The organism is Variovorax sp. GW821-FHT10D07, assembly GCF_059415325.1.
Window position 1 is genome coordinate 56,498 of the sequence record NZ_JBWKMZ010000027.1, and the last position, 18,424, is coordinate 74,921.

Consider the following 18,424-nt stretch of genomic DNA (forward strand, 5'->3'; position numbering starts at 1 on the left):
AGCGAACGATCGTTCGATTTGCCTCGGAGATTATCGAACGACCGTTCTTTTTAAGCCCTGCGGGGTATCCCTACACTGCGCGCATGAAAACCTATCTCGTCGGCGGCGCGGTGCGCGACCGCCTGCTCGGACGCCCGGTGTCGGACCACGACTGGCTCGTGGTCGGCGCCACGCCCGAGGACATGGTGGCACAGGGCTTCCTGCCCGTGGGGCGCGACTTCCCGGTATTCCTGCATCCATCGACGCGCGAGGAGTACGCGCTCGCGCGCACCGAGCGCAAGAGCGCGCCCGGCTACCGCGGCTTCGTGATCCATGCCGCGCCCGACGTGAGCCTCGAGCAGGACCTCGCGCGGCGCGACCTGACCATCAACGCGATCGCGCTGCCGGCCGAGCGCGTGGCCGCCGACGGCAGCTTCGACCCCGCCCCCACCGACCTGGCCGACCCCTTCGACGGCCAGCGCGACCTGCGCGAGAAGCGGCTGCGCCACGTCACCGACGCCTTCCGCGAGGACCCGGTGCGCATCCTGCGCGTGGCGCGCTTCGCCGCGCGCTTCGACGACTTCGAGGTCGCGCCCGACACGCTGGCGCTGATGCGCGAGATGGTCGCGGCCGGCGAGGTCGATGCGCTGGTGCCCGAGCGCGTGTGGCAGGAACTCTCGCGCGGGCTGATGGAGACGCGGCCCTCGCGCATGTTCGAGGTGCTGCGCGCCTGCGGCGCGCTCGCGGTGCTGCTGCCCGAGGTCGACCGGCTCTGGGGCGTGCCGCAGCCCGCGCAGCACCATCCCGAGATCGACACCGGCGTACACCTGATGATGGTGCTCGACACCAGCGCTCGCCTGTCGGCGTCGCTGGGCGTGCGCTTCGCCTGCCTGATGCACGACCTCGGCAAGGGCACCACCGATCCGGAAATCCTGCCGCGCCACATCGGCCACGAGAAGCGCAGCGCCGAGCTGCTGCAGGCGGTGTGCGATCGCTGGCGCGTGCCGGTCGACCTCCGCGAGCTGGCCGAGGTGGTGGCGCGCGAGCACGGCAACATCCACCGCAGCGGCGAGCTCGACGCCGCCGCGCTGGTGCGGCTGCTCGAGCGCTGCGATGCCTTCCGCAAGCCCGCGCGCTTCGCCGAGGCGCTGCTGGCCTGCGAATGCGACGCGCGCGGCCGGCTCGGCTTCGAGCAGCGCGACTATCCGCAGCGCGAGCGCCTGCTTTCGGTACTGGCCGTGGCCGCGGCCGTGGCCACCGACGCGGTCGCGCGCCAGGCGCAGCAGGCCGGCGCCACCGGCCCGAAGATCGGCGAGGCGATCCACCGCGCGCGCATCGACGCCGTGAAGGCCGCGGCCGGCTGAACGGCCGACCGCCCCGGCGCGCAATACCACGCCCGTCGCGGCATGTCTTCACGCCTATGGCGGAGGTTCCATGACTTAGGGCACTTCCGACGCCGCACGCCCCGGCTAGCATGGGCCGGGTGATCGCCGCCCCGCCTCCCACCTCCTCGCCGGACCCGAGCGCCACGCACGCCGCGCCGGCGGTCGCGGCCGCGGTGCCGCGGGACCTGGCGCTGCGCGTGCTGCGCGAGCACCTGGCCTCGGTCTACGGCGCCTACGATGCCTCGATCGTGGTGCACTTCGGCCTCGGCGTCGCGCTCGGGGCCGCGATGTACATCGCCTCGTCGCGCACCTGGATCCTGGCCTGGATGGCGGCCCACCTGCTGCTCGGCCTGGCGCTGTACCTGATGCCGCGCTGGCATGCCGACCTGCCGCTGGACCAGACCCCGCTGTGGGCGCGCCGCCATGCGCGCACCGTCACGCTGGTGAGCCTGGCGACCGCCACCGCGCCCTGGCTGTTCATCTCGCGCGACGACCTGTCCGCGACCTCGGTGCTCACGGTGGTCGTCATCGGCAGCTGCGCGCGCGCCATGCAGCTGCTGTGGCCGCTCAAGCCCGCGCTCTACGGCTACACGCTACCGATGATGCTGAGCCTGATCACCGCGCTGGCCTGGCAGGGCGACGGCATGCACCTGTTCCTCTCGATGTTCAGCCTGGCCTACCTGCTGTTCACGCTGCGCGTGGGCCAGCAGCAGCACCGGCTGCTCACCGACTCGCTGGTGCTGCGCTTCGAGAACGAGGCGCTGGCCGAGCGCCTGGGCGAGCAGATCGCCGCGGCCGAGCGCGCGAGCATCGAGAAGACCCGCTTCCTGGCCACCGCCAGCCACGACCTGCGCCAGCCGCTGCATGCCATTGCGCTGTTCGGCGCCGCGCTCGAGAACGAGCATCCCCAAAGCCGCAACGCACAGCGCCTGATGCGCGCGGTGAACGCGCTCGGCAGCTCGCTCGACACCATGCTCGACGTCTCGCGCCTCGATGCCGGCGTGGTCGAGCCGGCGCTCGAGCCGGTCTCGCTCGACGTGCTGTTCCGCGCGCTCAATCCGATGTTCGCGGCGCAGGCCGAGCAGCGGCAATTGCAACTGCGGCTGCGCGCGAGCGGCCTGTGGGTGCGCAGCGATCCGCGGCTGCTGCACCGCATGCTGTCGAACCTGCTCGACAACGCGCTCAAGTACACGGCGCGCGGCGGCGTGTCAGTGCGCGCGCGCGTGCGGCGCAACGGCGACGGGCTCGGCGATTCGGTGTGGATCGAGGTGGTCGATTCGGGCATCGGCATCGCGCCGGGCCAACTCGACCGCGTGTTCGAGGAGTTCTACCAGGTCGACAACCCCGGGCGCGAGCGCTCGCACGGGCTGGGCATCGGCCTGGCCATCGTGCGCCGCCTCTCGCGGCTGCTCGGCCATCCGGTGCAGCTGCGCTCGCGCGTGGGACGCGGCACGCGCTTTCGGCTCGTGCTGCCGCGCTGCGACGCGCAGGCCGCCCCCGGGCCCTGGGCCGTCCGCGCCGAAACCGCACCCGCCCCGGCGGCGCCGGTGCCGGGCCGCATCCTGCTGATCGACGACGACGCCGAGATCCGCGCGGCGATGACCGAGCTGCTGCAGGCCCACGGCATCGACCTGGAGGCCGTGGCCGGCGAGGCGGAAGCGGCCGCGCTGCTGCTGGCATCGGGCCCGGCGCCCTTCCGCGCGCTGCTGTGCGACTACCGGCTCGCCAACGGCGACAACGGCCTCGACGTCGGCCAGCGCCTGCGCGCGCGCTTCGACCTCGCGGCGCCGCTGATGCTGGTGACCGGCGAGACCGCGCCCGAGCGGCTGCAGCGCGTGCGCGCCTCGGGCGTGCCGGTGCTGTTCAAGCCGGTGGAGGCCACGGCGCTGCTGCGCGCGCTGGCCGATCTCGCGCCCGGCGCCGCGCCCTGAGCCTGCGCGCAGGTCGCGGCCCCGGCCCCGGGGCACGTCCGGTTTTGGCCGACACGGCGCGCGCGGGGGCCGTGCTAAGGTCTTTCACGATGTCCAATCCCATCCGCAGCAACGATCCGCTGCCTCCTCCCCTGGGCCGGGACGCGGCCCTCTTCCTCGATTTCGACGGCACCCTGGTGGGCCTCGCGGCCACGCCCGAGGCGATCGAAGTCCCCCCTGCCCTGGTCGCGCTGCTCGGCGACCTCAAGGACCTGCTCGGCGGCGCCCTCGCCGTGGTGTCGGGCCGCCAGATCGACGTGCTCGACCGCTTCCTCGCGCCGCTGCGCCTGCCGGCCGCGGGCGAGCACGGCGTGCAGCGCCGCGATGCCAAGGGCGCGATGCAGGAGCAGCATCCGCCCGACCTGGTGCCCGTGCTCGAGATCGCCAACGAGCTCGCGCGCGTGCACGAAGGCCTGCTGGTCGAGCGCAAGCACGCGGCCATCGCGCTGCACTACCGGCTCGCGCCGCAGCTCGAGGCCGTGTGCGGCGACGCCATGTCGCGCGCCATCGCCGAGCGGCCGCAGCTCGAGCTGCTGCACGGCAAGTTCGTGTTCGAGGTCAAGCCCGCCGGCGTCAACAAGGGCATCGCCATCGACGCCTTCATGCACGAGGCGCCGTTCGCGGGCCGCGTGCCGGTGTTCGCGGGCGACGACACCACCGACGAGAGCGGCTTCGCCGTGGTGCAGCCGCGCGGCGGCGTCGGCATCAAGGTCGGCTCGGGTCCCAGCCTCGCGCAGCACCGGCTCGAGTCGCCGCGCGCCGTCTACGAATGGCTGGTGCAGGCGCGCGACCAGCTCGCGAACGCGCCCTCCCCCGCTCCCGAAGAAGCTTCGCCAAGGAATCCCGCATGAGCGACACCCAGCAGGAAGAACAACAACAAGTCCCGGCCGGGCGGCACGACGATCCGCAAGCACGGCAGCTCCAGAAGGCGCCCGAGGACCGCGGCGGCGAAGCGGTGGCCGGCGCGGCCGGCCCCGACGACGATGCGCCGGTCGACGAACGCACGGCCGCCGCGCCCAAGCCGCGCGAATTTCCGCGCCCGGCCGACTGCTCGCTCAACCTCGGCGTGATCGGCAACTGCGCCTTCAGCGCGCTGGTCGATGCACGCGCACGCGTGGTCTGGTGCTGCCTGCCGCGCTTCGACGGCGACCCGGTGTTCAACGCCCTGCTGCATCCGGGCGAAGGCGGCGCGGCCTGGGGCTTCGAGATCGAGGACTTCGCCGAAGCGAAGCAGTGGTACGAGCCGAACACCGCCGTGCTGCGCACCCAGCTGTTCGACAGCGCGGGCCAGGGCATCGAGATCACCGACTTCGCGCCGCGCTTCTACAGCCGCGCGCGCTACTTCCGCCCGCTGATGCTGGTGCGCCGCGTGCGCCCGATCGCCGGCGCGCCGCGCATGCGCGTGGCGCTCGACCCGCGCTTCCAGTGGGGCGCGACCGAGCCGGTGGAGGTCACGCGCGGCAGCAACCACATCCGCTACGTCGGCCCCGACGTCACGCTGCGGCTGAACACCGACGCCTCGATCTCGCACATCCTCGCGCGCCAGCCCTTCGTGGTCTCGCGCGAATACAACTTCATGTTCGGCGTCGACGAGACCCTGCTCGACGGCATCGCCGACACCGCGCGCCGCTTCGAGCAGGAGACCATCGCCTACTGGCGCGTCTGGTCGAAGCGGCTCGCGATCCCCTTCGAGTACCAGGACGCGGTGATCCGCGCGGCCATCACGCTGAAGATGTCGCTGTACGAGGACACCGGCGCCATCGTGGCCGCGATGACCACCAGCATCCCCGAGGCGCCCGACAGCCAGCGCAACTGGGACTACCGCTACTGCTGGCTGCGCGATGCCTTCTTCGTGGTGCGCGCGCTCAACTCGCTGAGCGAGGTCGGCACCATGGAGGACTACCTGCGCTGGCTCGGCAACGTGGTGATCGGCTCGCACGGCGAGCACATCCAGCCGCTGTACGGCATCGGCCTGGAGCGCGAGCTGCCCGAGTCCTTCGTCGAGACCCTGCCCGGCTACCGCGGCATGGGCCCGGTGCGCGTGGGCAACCAGGCGCAGGAGCACTTCCAGCACGACGTCTACGGCAACATCGTGCTGGGCGCCGCGCAGGCCTTCCACGACCACCGGCTGCTGCAGCGCGCGGGCGAGGCGGAGTTTCCGCACCTCGAGGCCGTGGGCGAGCGCGCGATCGCGGTCTACGGCACGCCCGACGCCGGCATGTGGGAACTGCGCACCCGCGCGCGCGTGCACACCAGCTCGGCGCTCATGAGCTGGGCCGCCTGCGACCGGCTCGCGAAGATCGCGCGCGCGCTCGACAAGACCGCGCGCGCCGAGGCCGCCTCCTCGGGCAAGCCCGCGGAGAACCGCATCAACTTCGCCGAGCGCGCCGCCTACTGGCACGGCCATGCCTCGCGCATGCGCGAGGAGATCCTCGCCAAGTCGTGGAGCGAGGAGCGCCAGGCCTTCGCCGAGAGCTTCGGCGGCCGCGAGCTCGACGCCAGCATCCTGCTGATGGCCGAGGTGGGCCTGATCGACGCGCGCGATCCGCGCTTCGTCTCGACCGTCGACGCGATGGAGAAGTCGCTGTGCGACGGCCCCTACATGCGCCGCTACGAGGCGGCCGACGACTTCGGCAAGCCCGAGACCGCGTTCAACATCTGCACCTTCTGGCGCATCGACGCACTCGCGAAGATCGGCCGCAAGGCCGAGGCGCGCCAGATCTTCGAGACCATGCTGGCCGCGCGCAATCCGCTCGGACTGCTGTCCGAGGACACGCATCCGGTCACGGGCGAGATGTGGGGCAACTTCCCGCAGACCTATTCCATGGTCGGCATCATCAACGCGGCGATGCGTCTGTCCGCCCCCTGGGACTCCGCCATATGAGCCGCCTCGTCGTCATCTCCAACCGCGTGGCCGACCCGCGCAAGCCCGCCGCCGGCGGCCTGGCCGTCGCGCTCGGCGAGAGCCTGCAGCAGTCGGGCGGCATGTGGTTCGGCTGGAGCGGCCAGATCGTCGAGGGCGGCCCGACCGGCGAGGGCGAGCTGCGGCGCCAGCAGGCCGGCAAGGTCACGCTGGCCACCATCGACCTGAGCCGCGAGGACCACGACAGCTACTACCTCGGCTACAGCAACGACGTGCTGTGGCCGGTGTTCCACGACCGGCTCGACCTGGCCCATTTCGACGCCAACTTCATCGGCGGCTACCGGCGCGTGAACCAGCTGTTCGCGCGCAAGCTGATGCCGCTGCTGAAGGACGACGACGTCATCTGGGTCCACGACTACCACCTGATCCCGCTGGCGGCCGAGCTGCGCGCCATGGGCTGCAAGCAGCGCATCGGCTTCTTCCTGCACATCCCGCTGCCGCCGCAGATCATCATGGCGGCGATCCCGCAGCACGAGTGGCTGATGCGCTCGCTGTTCGCCTACGACCTGATCGGCTTCCAGGCGCAGCAGGACGTGCAGCACTTCGAGCACTACGTGCACAACGAGGCCAAGGGCGAGAGCCTGGGCGCAGAGATGTACCGCGCCTACGGCAACACGGTGCGCGCGGCGGCCTTCCCGATCGGCATCGACGTCGACGAGTTCGCGGCGCTCACCCATGCCAAGGAAGCGCGCGACATGTACGAGACCATGAAGCGCGAGTACTCGCAGCGCCGGCTGCTGCTGGGCATCGACCGGCTCGACTACTCCAAGGGCATCCCGAACCGGGTGCGCGCCTTCCGCGAGCTGCTGGCCCACTACCCCGAGAACCGGCGCAGCGCCACGCTGATCCAGATCGCCTCGCCCACGCGCGAGACGGTCGATGCCTATGCCGACATCCGGCGCGAGCTCGAGTCGCTGTGCGGCGCCATCAACGGCGACTACGGCGAGCTCGACTGGATGCCGGTGCGCTACATCCACCGCATGGTCGCGCGCAAGCGCGTGCCGGGCCTGTGCCGTGCCGCGGCCGTGGGCCTGGTGACGCCGCTGCGCGACGGCATGAACCTGGTCGCCAAGGAGTACGTGGCGGCCCAGGACCCGGCCGACCCCGGCGTGCTGGTGCTGTCGCGCTTCGCGGGCGCGGCCGAGCAGATGAAGGAAGCGCTGCTGGTCAATCCCTACGACACCCACGGCACCGCCGAGACGGTGCAGCAGGCGCTGCAGATGCCGCTGGAAGAGCGGCGCGAACGGCACCAGGCGCTGCTCTCGCGCATCCGCGAGCAGGACATCCACTGGTGGCGGCGCAGCTTCCTCGAGACGCTGCGCGAGGCGGCCAGCGTGCGCTGACGCGGCCGCTCACCAGCCGGTGAGCAGCTGCATCAGCCGCATCACCGGCCGCCGCGGCACGGCCCAGGCGGCCGACACCGGCTCGGCCGGCGGCTCGGCCCGCGCGGGCAACCGCCGCGCGACGGCGATCGGCGCATGGATGCGCAACTGCACCGGCGACAGCGCCGTCAGCTCGATCCAGCCGCCGTGCTCCACGCCATGCGTCTCGCCCTCGCCGAGCACCGTGTGTGCGGTCCACACGGCCTCGCCGATCCAGCGCGGCGGCGCCGACACCCGCACGCGGCCCTCGGCCACCTGCAGCCAGGTGCCGGCGTCCACCGCCGTGCGGAAGGAATCGCCGGCTTCGAGGAAGACGGCATCGGGGGCTTGCGAGAGGGTGGTGATCATGGCGGTACCTCGGGTTCGGAAGTCGGTGAAGGAAGGGCTGGGCGCGCTTCGATCGTAGAAATTCCCCGGCCCGGAAAACAGGCACACGCCGGCGCGATTCGCACCGGAACAGCCAGGGCCGGCGGCCATCTGTTATGGTCGTTTTCCCTCGCAACTGCATCTGTTTTCCAATGAACGATCGCGCGAGCATCGACGCCATGGACTCGCTACCGCTCTATCGGCAACTGGCGGCGCGCTACGTGGACGCGATCCACACCGGCTCGCTCAAGCAGGGCGACCGCCTGCCCTCCCTGCGCAGCCTGATGCGGCTGCACGCCATCAGCCTGTCGACCGCACTGCAACTCTGTCGCGCCATGGAGAGCGACGGCTGGGTCGAGGCGCGCGACCGCTCGGGCTACTTCGTGCGCCGGCCGCGCCGGCTCGCGATCGCGCCGATGGAGGAGCCGCTGACCGTGCTGCCGCCCGATCCGGCGCAGTACGTGGGCATCCATGCGCGCGTGTCCGACTTCGTGGTGCGCGGCCGCACGGCCGGCGACACGCTGAACTTCGCGATCGCACGCGGCGCGCCGCAGCTCTATCCGGCCGAGGCGCTGCGCAATGCGATGACGCGCGCGCTGCGCCACAAGCCCGAACTGCTGACCTCGGCCACGCCGCAGAAGGGCAATGCGCAGTTCCGCGCGGTGCTGGCCCAGCGCAGCCTGCGCATCGGCATGACGATCCCGCCCGACGAGGTGCTGGTCACCAACGGCTGCATCGAGGCGCTGAACCTCGCGCTGCGCGCGGTCACGCAGCCCGGCGACACGGTGGCCGTGGAGTCGCCCACCTTCTACGGCCTGCTGCAGGTGCTCGAGAGCCTGGGCCTGCGCGCGCTCGAGATCCCGACCAGCCCGCAGACCGGCATCTCGATCGAGGCGCTCGAGCTCGCGCTGCAGGCCTACGACAACGTGAAGGCCGTGGCCGTGGTGCCGCACCTGCAGAACCCGCTGGGCAGCGTGATGCCCGACGCGCACAAGCAGCGGCTCGCGCAGCTGTGCGAGCGCCACGGCATCCCGGTGATCGAGGACGACTCCTACAGCGAACTGGTCGACAGCGAGACCCCGCTGCGCGCGCTCAAGTCCTGGGACCGCACGGGCAACGTCATCTACTGCGCCTCGCTGCACAAGATCCTCGCGCCCGGCCTGCGACTGGGCTGGATCACGGCCGGGCGCTGGCATGCGCGCGTGGAGATGCTCAAGTACGCCCAGACGCGCAACAACGAGGACCTGGCCCAGCTCGCGGCCGGCGAATTCATGGGCACCGGCAGCTACGACCGCCACCTGCGCCGGCTGCGCGAGCACCTGGGCCGCCAGCGCGAGCAGACGGCCGAGGCGATCGCGAACTACTTTCCCGCCGGCACCCGGCTCAACCTGCCGCGCGGCGGGCTGCAGCTGTGGCTGGAGCTGCCCGAGCGCATCGGCGCCAACGCCCTGTTCGAGGCGGCGCTGGCCGAGCGCATCCAGATCGCGCCCGGCGCCATGTTCTCGAACTCGGGGCGCTTCGACCACTACCTGCGCATCAACTGCGGCTGGCCCTATTCGCCGGCCATCGATGCGGGGTTGAAGCGGCTCGGCGAGCTTGCGGCGCAGTGCTGCGCCGCGGCGCGCCGGGCCGCCTGAACGGCCTGAACGAACGGCCCGGTGCTCAGGGCGCGATCGGCGTCAGCCCCGTGGCACCCTTCGCGGCATAGGCCGCGAACAGCGCGTTCGAGGCCGCGAGGTTCAACCGCAGCTGCTGCTTGCCGACCGCCTTCGACTTGTAGCCGAACGACACCTCGCCGCCGCGTTCGATGAAGACGCGCTCGTAGTCGATGAACAGCGCGAAGTCGCCCACCGGGCTGAAGCTCAGCACGCGCGCATCGCCCAGGGTCTCGATCTTGTAGGAGCCCGTACCGACCGCGATGCAGTTGCGCGGCGAGCCGTTGATCACGCGCTGCTGGCACTGCAGGAAGGTCACTGCGTTGCTGCTGCCGCCCGCGAAGCTCGCGCGCATCAGGTAGTTGCCGGTGTAGTAGCCGGTGATGGTGGCCGCGGTGCCCAGCGGCGCGCCGCCGACCGTGCCCAGGTCGATCGAGGTGGCACCCCACCATTCGTTCTTCGGTCCGCTCTGGAAGCTGCCGTTGTCGCCGTCGAGGGTGCCCACGCCGAAGACGCAGGGCACGCCCGGGCTGCGCTGGATCAGCGTCTCGAGGGTCGCGACGCGCGCGGTGGCCGGCAGCGGGTTCGCCGCGCAGGCCACGCTGCCCCGGGTGCTGTCGCCGCCTTGCGCGATGTCCGCCGGATAGAGCTGGACCTTCGCGTTGTCGCGCACGTCGTAGGCGATCGCGGTGGCGAGGTCCATGCTGCCTTGCAGGCGCAGCCGGGAGCCGGCCGGGAAGGTGGCGCTGCCGAGGTCGGCGCTGATCGCCGCCGCGCTGGCCTGCGGGCCCCAGTTGGCATAGCGCGATCCATAGGGGCCGTTGCTGGTGTACGGGGAGGACTTGATGCGGTTCACCACGTCGGCCAGCTTCTGGCCCGAGATGTCGACATCGATCCGGCGCGAGCGGCTCACGCTCAGGCCGTCGCAGTAGTCCGAGATGTTGCGCCCGGCGGCGTCGCGCACGGTGGTCGTGTTCTTCGAGTCCGCGCACGCGAGCCAGCTGCGGCCGTTCCAGTGCAGGTCGCCGACCCGCGCCGGATCGCCGCCCGAGGCCCAGCGCGTGACCGTGCCTGCCACGCTGCGCTCGCGCTGGTCGCGAAAGTGCGTCAGTCCGTCCACCGGCGTGTTCTCCGCGACGGTCGAGACCAGCAGGCGGCGGCTCCAGTTGTTGCTGTCGGAGATGGTGAACCAGTCGAGGATGCCGGTCGCCGCGATGGCCTCGCCGGCGCCCACGGACGGCCCGGCGGCCAGCTTGGTGAGGCCCACCGCCACGCCGATGTTGGCCGGGCGCAGCTGGTTCTCCTGGGCGTTGGTCGCGTAGTAGGTCGACTGGCCCGCCATCAGGTCCTGGCACGGCTTGGTGCCGACACCGCCCGCGCAACTGGCGCGCGAGAACTCCTGGTTCACGAGGTTGCGCACCGAGGTCAGCTTGTCGAGCAGCATGCGTTGCGTCTCGAGCGAGATGTCGCCGGCCGAGATGGTGCCGCCGCTGATGTCGGCGGTGCCGATGCTGTCGGCCAGCGTGCGGGAAATCGCCTGCGAGAACGCGACCAGCGTCGCGGCCGTGGTGGCCGAGAGCAGGTCGCCATTGGCGGTGTAGTCGTCGAACAGGCTGCCGCCCAGGCCGAGCTGCGCGCGCAGGTTGGCTTCGGCCTCGGCGGAGGTGGCGCCCGCGCCGGTGCCCAGGTAGTGCACGAGCGTGGTCAGCGGGCTCACGAGACCCGGCTTGTCGGCCGGCGCCTTGAGCACGTAGGCGGTCTTCACCGGCCCGAGCTCGGCATCGACGGCGTCGGTGCCCACCAGCGCGACGACCGGGTACTTGCCGGCGTCCGCGGCATCGATCTCGAGCGTGACCTTGCCCGCCGTGTCGGTCCTGCCGCTGGGCTCGCCGCTGTCGAGCAGGCCGTTGTTGTTCTTGTCGAGGAAGACGTTGGCATTGCGCAGCACGCCGTCGACCACCTTGACCTCGAGCTTCTGCGCGGCCGGCGGTGCGGGCGCGGGTGGCGGCGGCGCGACACCGACGAAGGGAAAGCCACCACCGCCACCGCCACCTCCACCCCCGCATGCCGCCAGCGCCAGCAACGCCGCGACGCTCGCCAGCGACATGCCCGAACGCGAGAACACCCTCTTGGAACCAGTCATGGGAACACTCCTTTTTTTGCGTCAACGAAGGTTCTCCATGAACCCCCTCGGCTCGAGTGTTCTGGCCCGCGCGCGGGCGCGCATCATCGAAATGAATGAGAGGCGGGGTGATGGCGCGAATTCATCGCGCGGGGCCGGTGCGAGTCCGGCCCGGTGCCGGCGGCGTTCAGTCGAGCAGCGCGAGCGCCGCGTAGTCGCCGATCTTGTCGCCCAGGCCCGCGCGCACCAGCTCGACGCCGCGCGTCAGCGGCAGCAGCCGGCCGTCGATCTGCGCCTGCAGCCGGGGCAGCAGGAAGTCGCTGTGGTGCAGGAACACGCTGCCGCCGAGGCTGATGCGCTGCAGGTCGAGCGTGGCGACCAGGTTGTAGAGCAGGCGGCCCATGACGCGGCACAGCGCGTCGACCACCTCGAGCGCATGCCGCTCGCCGGCCGAGGCGGCGGCGAACAGGTCGGGCGCGGGCCGGCCGAAGCGGCGGTCGATGGAGTTGCCGGCCACCAGTGCCTCGACGTCGCCGATGTTGCCGCAGCCGCAGAGCGCGCCGCTGCCGTCGTCGGCCACGAAGCTGTGGCCCGCATGGCCCGCGTTGCCGTTCTTGCCGCGCAGCGCGCGGCCGTCCACGCACAGGCCCACGCCCACGCCGGTGCTCCAGGTCACGTAGGCGCAATGGTCGAAGCCCTGCAGCGCGCCCCAGTGGCGCTCGGCCTCGAGCGCGGCCACGGCGTCGTTCTCGACCCGCACCCAGCCGTAGCGCTGCGCGAGCGGCGCCTCGACCACCGCCGTCATCCAGTCGTTGGGCAGGCCGCGCGCCGGGCCGGCGATGCCGCCGCAGATGTTGGGCGTGGCGAGTTCGACCTTGCCGTCGCGCAGTTCGAAGGGGCCGGTCGAGGACACGCCCACGCGCTCGATGCTCGCGGGGTCGACGTTCTGCTCGGCGCAGACGGCATCGATCATGCGGATGATCTGCTGCGCCACCGCGTCGTTGTCGCCGGTCTTCGCGGTGGGTTCGCTGCGCCGGCCGATCAGCGGCGCATCGCTCGACGCGGAAAGGCTCACGGCCACCTTGGTGCCACCGATATCGACGCAGGCTCTCATTGCGGTTGTCTTCTTTCGTGAAATCCGGCGTTGCCGGAGCTACAGCAGCCGCGCCACCAGCGCCGCGATCATGCTGAGCACCACCGTGCTCGCGATCGGCAGCTGCCATTCGCGGCCGAAGGCGCGGAACTCGAAATCGCCGGGCAGTCGTCCGAAGCCGAAGCGGCGCAGCCAGGCGGTCAGGCCGCTCATGAGCACCAGCGCCAGGACGACGACGATCAGCCAGCGAAGCATGAAACCAGTCTAGCCCTGGAGCACGGCCAGTGCTTGTCGGTGAAGTTCGGGTGTGGCCGCCGCGATCACGCGGCCATCGGACTTCAGCCCCAGCGGCCGGCCTTCCCAGTCGGTGATCACGCCGCCCGCGGCCTCGATCAGGCCGGCCGGGCCGAGGTAGTCGTAGGGCTGCAGGCCGGTCTCGACCACCAGGTCGATGGTGCCGCCCGCGAGCTGGGCATAGCCGTAGCAGTCGCCGCCGAAGCGGCGCATCGCGCACTGGCGGCTCAGCCGGTCGAAGGCCTGCCAGTCGGCGGGCGCGAAGATGTCGGGCGAGGTGGTGACGATGCGCGCCTTGGCGACCTCGCCGCAGGCGCTCGCGTGCACCGGCTGGCCGTCGCGCGTGGCGCCCACGCCGGCCTGGCCGATCCAGCGTTCCTTCAGCACCGGCATGTCGACCATGCCGAACACCACGCGCTCGCCCTGCAGCACGCCGATCAGCGTGCCCCACAGCGGCGAGCCGGTGATGAAGCTGCGGGTGCCGTCGATCGGGTCGAGCACCCAGACGCGCTCGGCCTCCAGGCGCTCGGCGCCGTGCTCCTCGCCGTAGATGCCGTCGGCCGGCGCGCGCTGCGCGAGCAGTTCGCGCATGGCGGTCTCGGCCGCGCGGTCGGCCAGCGTGACCGGGCTCTCGTCGGCCTTGGTGATGATGTCCAGCGGGGTGCGGAAATGGCGCATCGACTGGGCGGCGGCGGCGTCGGCCAGCGCCTGCGCGAGGCTCGGGAGATCGGCGTTGGAAGTGCTCATGGCAAAGGACTGCGGGCAAAGCGGCAGGGCGCCGCGAACCCCGGATTAGACCCGACCTTGCGCCGGGGTCCAGGCCGAACTTGGATCGGCCCGGGGTTTGACCGGCGCGACCCGCCGTCCTAGCATGGCCCGAAAATTGCCAAGCGGAGACGACATGACCAGCTTCCAGCCCCTGCGCCGCGCCCTGCTCGCGGCCCTGCTCGGCACCGCCGCCGCCCTCGCCCACGCCACCCCGTCGGAATCGGAGCACCGGCTGATCGACACGCTGATCCAGCGCGTGGCCAAGATGGGCTCGATGACCTTCCTGCGCAACGGCAGCGAGTACAACGCCACCGAGGCCGCCAAGCACATGCAGGCCAAGTACGAGCATTTCCGCAAGGAGATCGTGACCGCCGAGGACTTCATCGAGCGCTGCGCCACGCGCTCGGAGATGACGGGCCAGGCCTACCGCGTGAAGCTCGGCGGCGGCGCGATCAAGGAATCGGGCGAGTTCCTGCGCGCCGAGCTGCGCAGCCTGCGCGAGGAGGCGAAGAAGGGCGCCAAGGCCGGCTGAGCACGGTCGGTCAGCGCTGCTGGCCCCACTTGCGCACCGTCAGGCGCTCGAGCGTCTTGAAGCCCAGGCTTTCGACCAGCAGCCCGATCAGCACCACCATGACCAGGCCCGCGAACACGCGGTCGGTGTAGAGCTCGTTGCGGTTCTGGAAGATGTACCAGCCCAGTCCGCCCTTGCCCGAGGAAGCGCCGAACACCAGCTCGGCCGCGATCAGCGTGCGCCAGGCGAAGGCCCAGCCGATCTTGAGCCCCGAGAGGATCGACGGCAGCGCCGCCGGCACCAGGATCTGCAGCACGTAGCGCAGGCCCGTGAGGCCGTAGTTGCGCCCGGCCATGCGCAGGGTCTCGGGCACGCCCTGGAAGCCCGCATAGGTGTTGAGCGCCAGCGGCCACAGCACCGAATGGATCAGCACGAACACCAGGCTGCCGCGGCCCAGGCCGAACCACAGCAGCGCCAGCGGCAGCAGCGCGATCGCGGGCAGCGGGTTGAACATCGAGGTCAGCGTGTCCAGCAGGTCGCGGCCGATGCGCGTGGACACCGCGAGCGTGGTCAGCGCGAAGGCCAGCGCCACGCCCGCGAGGTAACCCTGCACCAGCACCGCGAGCGAGATGCGCACCTTCTCGAGCAGCTCGCCGCTGGCCAGGCCCTCGACCAGCGCGCGCGCGGTGGCGCTGAAGGTGGGCAGCAGCAGGTCGTTGTCCTGCCAGCGCGCCGCCAGTTCCCACAGCAGCGCGATCGCGACCAGGATCAGGCCCTTGCGCAGCCAGGCCTGCGAGGCCAGGCGCGCGCCCAGCGGCAGCCGGCGCTCGACCGGCAGCTCGGTGAAGGGCTCGAGCGTGCGCTCGTACTCGGGGCGCACGGGGGGAAGGATCGCGCTCATCGGCCGGCCTCGGTGTCGTGTTCTTCGTCGAACAGCATGTCGTGGATGCGTTTCGCGGTCTGCTGGAACTCGGTGCCGCCGAGGCTGTCGAGCGTGAAGCCGTGGCTGTTGATCTCGGCGCGCATGCGCCCGGGATGCGGCGACAGCAGCGCGATGCGGTTGCCCACCACCAGCGCCTCCTCGATCGAATGGGTAACGAACAGCAGCGTGAAGCGCACCTCGTCCCACAACGCCAGCAGCTCCTGCTGCATGCGCCGGCGCGTGAGCGCGTCGAGCGCGGCGAAGGGCTCGTCCATCAGCAGCACGCGCGGCTGCATCGCGAGCGCGCGCGCGATCGCCACGCGCTGCTTCATGCCGCCCGAGAGCTGGTGCGGATGCACATCGGCGAATTTCGACAGGCCCACCTTGTCGAGGTAGTGCAGCGCGCGCTCGGCCGCTTCCTTGCGGCCCAGCGTGCGCGAGGCCAGCAGCGGGAACATCACGTTCTGCCGGACGGTCTTCCACGGCGGCAGCTGGTCGAACTCCTGGAACACCACGATGCGGTCGGGCCCGGGCCGCAGCACGCGCTCGCCGGCCAGCCGGATCTCGCCCTCGACCGGCGCGATGAAGCCCGCGACCGATTTCAGCAGGGTCGACTTGCCGCAGCCCGAGGGGCCGAGCAGCACGAAGCGGTCGGCCTGGTGCACGTCGAAGCTCACGCGGTGCGTGGCGCGCACCACGCGCTCGGGCGTGCGGTACTCGAGGCTGACGCCGTCGACCTGCAGCAGCGGCGCCGCGGCCTGTGGCGCGCGCACTTCGTCGCGTGCCAGGTCCGGGAAGGAGGACTCGGCCGCGGGCGCCACCCGCTGCCGGTGGACCAGGGCATCGGCCCGCGAATCCAGCACCGCCGCCGTGCTCATCATCAGTTGCCCGAGGCGTTGTGCGCGTCGTCGAAGAAGTAGTCCTTCACCGAGGCCGGCTTGTTCTTGATCGCGCCCACGCGGTGCATGAAGTCGGCCAGCGCGTAGGTGTTCTGCGGCGTGGTCTTGAACTGCACCTCGGGGTTCCTGATGATCTTCAGCAGCAGCTCGCGGTCGAGCTTGGCGTTGCTGACCTTGAGGTAGATGTCGGCCGCCTTCTCGGGATTGGCGCTGACGAACTTCGCGGCCTCGTCGAGCGCGTCGATGAAGGCCTTGTAGGTCTTCGGGTTCTCGTTGCGGAATTTCTCGGTGGCGTAGAGCACCGTGGCCGACGAGGGGCCGCCCAGCACCTGGTAGGAGTTCAGCACGATGTGCGCCGCGGGGTTGCCCGCGAGCTCCTGTTCCTGGAACGGCGGGTTGCCGAAGTGGGCCGTGATCTCGGTGCCGCCCTTGATGATGGCCGCGGCCGCGTCGGGATGCGGCAGCGCCACGCTGATCTTGTCGAGCTTGTTGAATTCCTTGTCGCCCCAGAGCTTGGCCGAGGCGAACTGCAGCACGCGCGACTGCACCGACACCCCGACCGCGGGCAGCGCGATGCGGTCCTTGTCCGTGAAGTCGGCGATGGTCTTCACGTTCGGGTTGTTGCTCACCAGGTAGTAGGGAAAGTTGCCCAGCGAGGCCACGCCCTTCACGTTCTGCTTGCCCTTGGTGCGGTCCCACAGCGTGAGCAGCGGGCCGACGCCCGCGCCCGCGATCTCGATGTTGCCCGACAGCAGCGCGTCGTTGACCGCCGAGCCGCCCGAGAGCTTGACCCATTCGACCTTGGCGTCGACGCCCGCGGCCTTGGCGTGCTTCTCGATCAGCTTCTGGTCCTGCGCCACGTTGAGCAGCAGGTAGACGATGCCGAACTGCTCGGCGATGCGGATCTGGCCTTCGGCGTGCGCGGCGAGGCTGCCGGCCAGCAGGCCGAGGCCGGCGACGAGGGATGCGGCCTGGCGGGTGAAGCGGTTCATGGCGGGAAGGACTCCAATGGAAGAAATTCGGGGTGCAGCGCTCCGCGCGGACCCGGCGTCGCCGGTCCGTCGAGGACGTTCGTCTGCGGAGGTGGTCGGTCTATCGGGGCTCGTCGCCCACGATGGTGGTGCGGTTGAGCCGGCGGCGCAGGTGGTCGGGCGTGCCCGCCGCCAGGTGCATCAGCGAGCGGTTGTCCCAGAACACGAGGTCATGGGGCGCCCATTGGTGGCGGTAGACGAATTCGGGCTTCACGCTGTGCGCGAACAGCTCGGACAGGAGTTCATCGCTTTCTTCCTTGGGCAGGCCGACGATGCGGGTGGTGAAGTGCTCGCTGACGAACAGCGCCTTGCGCCCGGTCTCGGGATGCGTGCGCACCACCGGCTGCACCGCGGGCGCAACCTGGTCGATCTGCGCCTGCGAGAGCTTGGGCCGCCACGGGTTCTTGGCGCGCAGTTCCTCGTACTTGGCGAGGTAGCTGTGCTCGGCGTTGAGCGGCAGGATGCGCTGCTGCAGTTCGCTCGGCAGCGCTTCCCAGGCCAGGTGCTGGTCGGCGAACAGCGTGTCGCCGCCCTCGCTCGGCAGTTCCTGCGCATGCAGCAGCGATCCGAGGCTGGGCTTGGGCTTGTAGGAGATGTCGGAATGCCAGTAGACGCCCGCGTCGCCGAGGCCGATGGGCTCGCCGTTCTCCTTGATGTTGGAGACGATGAGGATCTCGGGATGGTTCTTGAGCTGGAACTGGTGCAGGACGTGGATCTCGAGCGGGCCGAAGCGGCGGCTGAAGTCGATGTGCTGCTGGGGGGTGATCTGCTGGTTGCGGAAGACCAGGACGTGGTGGTCGAGGTGGGCGCGGTGGATGCGGGCGAAGTCTTCTTCCGGGATGGGGCGCGCGATGTCGAGGCCGATGACTTCGGCGCCTACGGGGGCGGGGAAGGGGCGGATCTCGAAGGATTGGGTGCGCTCGGGGACGAGGACTTGGCTCATGTGCCGCAATGTAGGCGGGGATGGGGGGTTGGGCAACGAACTCTTCGTTGAATGCTTATGACTGCTCTGGTGTTTTTTTGGGTTTTCTCTCTGGTTAGGCCGTAGGCCGGGTCTCGCCCCGGCGGGCGAGTCACTTTCTTTTGCTTCGCCAAAAGAAAGTAACCAAAGAAAAGGCGACCCC

16 protein-coding genes are annotated in these 18,424 nt (G+C 70.7%); 7 read left to right on the plus strand and 9 right to left on the minus strand.

Going from position 1 to position 18,424, the window contains the following annotated elements:
* Window positions 1–83: 83 nt before the first annotated feature.
* The 5 genes from AC07PU_RS41005 (at window position 84) to otsA (ending at window position 7,600) form a co-directional block, all read left to right on the plus strand.
* Window positions 84–1,343, plus strand: a complete 1,260-nt coding sequence (locus AC07PU_RS41005; RefSeq protein ID WP_495323518.1) for a multifunctional CCA addition/repair protein — start codon at window positions 84–86, stop codon at window positions 1,341–1,343.
* Between the two features lie 119 nt (window positions 1,344–1,462).
* On the plus strand, window positions 1,463–3,295 hold the full coding sequence (locus AC07PU_RS41010; RefSeq protein WP_495323519.1) for an ATP-binding response regulator: 1,833 nt from the start codon (window positions 1,463–1,465) through the stop codon (window positions 3,293–3,295).
* Window positions 3,296–3,384: 89 nt separating this feature from the next.
* Window positions 3,385–4,185, plus strand: a complete 801-nt coding sequence (otsB, locus tag AC07PU_RS41015) for a trehalose-phosphatase (protein ID WP_495323520.1) — start codon at window positions 3,385–3,387, stop codon at window positions 4,183–4,185.
* A complete protein-coding gene (locus AC07PU_RS41020; RefSeq protein ID WP_495323521.1) occupies window positions 4,182–6,218 on the plus strand; it encodes a glycoside hydrolase family 15 protein in 2,037 nt (678 codons plus the stop codon). Before otsB ends, AC07PU_RS41020 begins: the two co-directional genes overlap by 4 nt.
* On the plus strand, window positions 6,215–7,600 hold the full coding sequence (gene otsA / locus AC07PU_RS41025) for an alpha,alpha-trehalose-phosphate synthase (UDP-forming) (RefSeq protein ID WP_093353558.1): 1,386 nt from the start codon (window positions 6,215–6,217) through the stop codon (window positions 7,598–7,600). Before AC07PU_RS41020 ends, otsA begins: the two co-directional genes overlap by 4 nt.
* A gap of 9 nt (window positions 7,601–7,609) precedes the next feature.
* Here otsA and AC07PU_RS41030 read toward each other — a convergent pair whose 3' ends face one another.
* On the minus strand, window positions 7,610–7,987 hold the full coding sequence (locus tag AC07PU_RS41030) for a hypothetical protein (RefSeq protein WP_203204457.1): 378 nt from the start codon (window positions 7,985–7,987) through the stop codon (window positions 7,610–7,612).
* 197 nt (window positions 7,988–8,184) lie between these two features.
* On the opposite strand from AC07PU_RS41030, the gene AC07PU_RS41035 reads away from it, so the two are divergent.
* Window positions 8,185–9,642, plus strand: coding sequence for an aminotransferase-like domain-containing protein (locus tag AC07PU_RS41035; protein ID WP_093353708.1), 1,458 nt, complete (start codon window positions 8,185–8,187; stop codon window positions 9,640–9,642).
* A 25-nt stretch (window positions 9,643–9,667) separates the two neighbouring features.
* Here AC07PU_RS41035 and AC07PU_RS41040 read toward each other — a convergent pair whose 3' ends face one another.
* From AC07PU_RS41040 to hisN, 4 genes are all read right to left on the minus strand, one after another.
* Window positions 9,668–11,803, minus strand: coding sequence for a hypothetical protein (locus AC07PU_RS41040; protein ID WP_495323522.1), 2,136 nt, complete (start codon window positions 11,801–11,803; stop codon window positions 9,668–9,670).
* 166 nt (window positions 11,804–11,969) lie between these two features.
* Window positions 11,970–12,896, minus strand: coding sequence for an ROK family protein (locus tag AC07PU_RS41045; RefSeq protein WP_495323523.1), 927 nt, complete (start codon window positions 12,894–12,896; stop codon window positions 11,970–11,972).
* Between the two features lie 39 nt (window positions 12,897–12,935).
* Window positions 12,936–13,130 (minus strand): DUF2905 domain-containing protein, encoded by a 195-nt coding sequence (locus tag AC07PU_RS41050; RefSeq protein ID WP_019654592.1) that lies wholly within the window; start codon window positions 13,128–13,130, stop codon window positions 12,936–12,938.
* A 9-nt stretch (window positions 13,131–13,139) separates the two neighbouring features.
* Window positions 13,140–13,916: a histidinol-phosphatase gene (gene hisN / locus AC07PU_RS41055; RefSeq protein WP_296794056.1), complete on the minus strand. Its 777-nt coding sequence runs from the start codon at window positions 13,914–13,916 to the stop codon at window positions 13,140–13,142.
* A 154-nt stretch (window positions 13,917–14,070) separates the two neighbouring features.
* Here hisN and AC07PU_RS41060 point away from each other — a divergent pair, with 154 nt between their 5' ends.
* Complete coding sequence (locus AC07PU_RS41060) at window positions 14,071–14,469, plus strand: DUF5329 family protein (protein WP_495323524.1); 399 nt, start codon at window positions 14,071–14,073, stop codon at window positions 14,467–14,469.
* A 10-nt stretch (window positions 14,470–14,479) separates the two neighbouring features.
* On the opposite strand, the gene AC07PU_RS41065 is transcribed toward AC07PU_RS41060, so the two are convergent.
* The 4 genes from AC07PU_RS41065 to AC07PU_RS41080 all read right to left on the minus strand — a co-directional run bounded on the left by AC07PU_RS41065 (window position 14,480) and on the right by AC07PU_RS41080 (window position 18,243).
* Window positions 14,480–15,349 (minus strand): ABC transporter permease, encoded by an 870-nt coding sequence (locus AC07PU_RS41065; RefSeq protein WP_203204453.1) that lies wholly within the window; start codon window positions 15,347–15,349, stop codon window positions 14,480–14,482.
* On the minus strand, window positions 15,346–16,248 hold the full coding sequence (locus tag AC07PU_RS41070) for an ABC transporter ATP-binding protein (RefSeq protein ID WP_495323529.1): 903 nt from the start codon (window positions 16,246–16,248) through the stop codon (window positions 15,346–15,348). The genes AC07PU_RS41065 and AC07PU_RS41070 overlap by 4 nt, the downstream gene beginning before the upstream one ends.
* A gap of 2 nt (window positions 16,249–16,250) precedes the next feature.
* Window positions 16,251–17,261: an ABC transporter substrate-binding protein gene (locus AC07PU_RS41075; protein ID WP_208509445.1), complete on the minus strand. Its 1,011-nt coding sequence runs from the start codon at window positions 17,259–17,261 to the stop codon at window positions 16,251–16,253.
* A 100-nt stretch (window positions 17,262–17,361) separates the two neighbouring features.
* Window positions 17,362–18,243: a TauD/TfdA dioxygenase family protein gene (locus tag AC07PU_RS41080; protein ID WP_495323525.1), complete on the minus strand. Its 882-nt coding sequence runs from the start codon at window positions 18,241–18,243 to the stop codon at window positions 17,362–17,364.
* Window positions 18,244–18,424: the final 181 nt, after the last annotated feature.

Excerpts from the sequence above, each read along its gene's own strand:
- AC07PU_RS41070 (WP_495323529.1), bottom strand. The coding sequence starts at position 16,248 with ATGAGCACGGCGGCGGTGCTGGATTCGCGGGCCGATGCCCTGGTCCAC.
- AC07PU_RS41035 (WP_093353708.1), top strand. The coding sequence starts at position 8,185 with ATGGACTCGCTACCGCTCTATCGGCAACTGGCGGCGCGCTACGTGGAC.
- hisN (WP_296794056.1), bottom strand. The coding sequence starts at position 13,916 with ATGAGCACTTCCAACGCCGATCTCCCGAGCCTCGCGCAGGCGCTGGCC.
- AC07PU_RS41005 (WP_495323518.1), top strand. The coding sequence starts at position 84 with ATGAAAACCTATCTCGTCGGCGGCGCGGTGCGCGACCGCCTGCTCGGA.
- AC07PU_RS41060 (WP_495323524.1), top strand. The coding sequence starts at position 14,071 with ATGACCAGCTTCCAGCCCCTGCGCCGCGCCCTGCTCGCGGCCCTGCTC.
- otsA (WP_093353558.1), top strand. The coding sequence starts at position 6,215 with ATGAGCCGCCTCGTCGTCATCTCCAACCGCGTGGCCGACCCGCGCAAG.
- AC07PU_RS41080 (WP_495323525.1), bottom strand. The coding sequence starts at position 18,243 with ATGAGCCAAGTCCTCGTCCCCGAGCGCACCCAATCCTTCGAGATCCGC.
- AC07PU_RS41030 (WP_203204457.1), bottom strand. The coding sequence starts at position 7,987 with ATGATCACCACCCTCTCGCAAGCCCCCGATGCCGTCTTCCTCGAAGCC.
- AC07PU_RS41050 (WP_019654592.1), bottom strand. The coding sequence starts at position 13,130 with ATGCTTCGCTGGCTGATCGTCGTCGTCCTGGCGCTGGTGCTCATGAGC.
- AC07PU_RS41020 (WP_495323521.1), top strand. The coding sequence starts at position 4,182 with ATGAGCGACACCCAGCAGGAAGAACAACAACAAGTCCCGGCCGGGCGG.
- otsB (WP_495323520.1), top strand. The coding sequence starts at position 3,385 with ATGTCCAATCCCATCCGCAGCAACGATCCGCTGCCTCCTCCCCTGGGC.
- AC07PU_RS41045 (WP_495323523.1), bottom strand. The coding sequence starts at position 12,896 with ATGAGAGCCTGCGTCGATATCGGTGGCACCAAGGTGGCCGTGAGCCTT.
- AC07PU_RS41065 (WP_203204453.1), bottom strand. The coding sequence starts at position 15,349 with ATGAGCGCGATCCTTCCCCCCGTGCGCCCCGAGTACGAGCGCACGCTC.
- AC07PU_RS41075 (WP_208509445.1), bottom strand. The coding sequence starts at position 17,261 with ATGAACCGCTTCACCCGCCAGGCCGCATCCCTCGTCGCCGGCCTCGGC.
- AC07PU_RS41040 (WP_495323522.1), bottom strand. The coding sequence starts at position 11,803 with ATGACTGGTTCCAAGAGGGTGTTCTCGCGTTCGGGCATGTCGCTGGCG.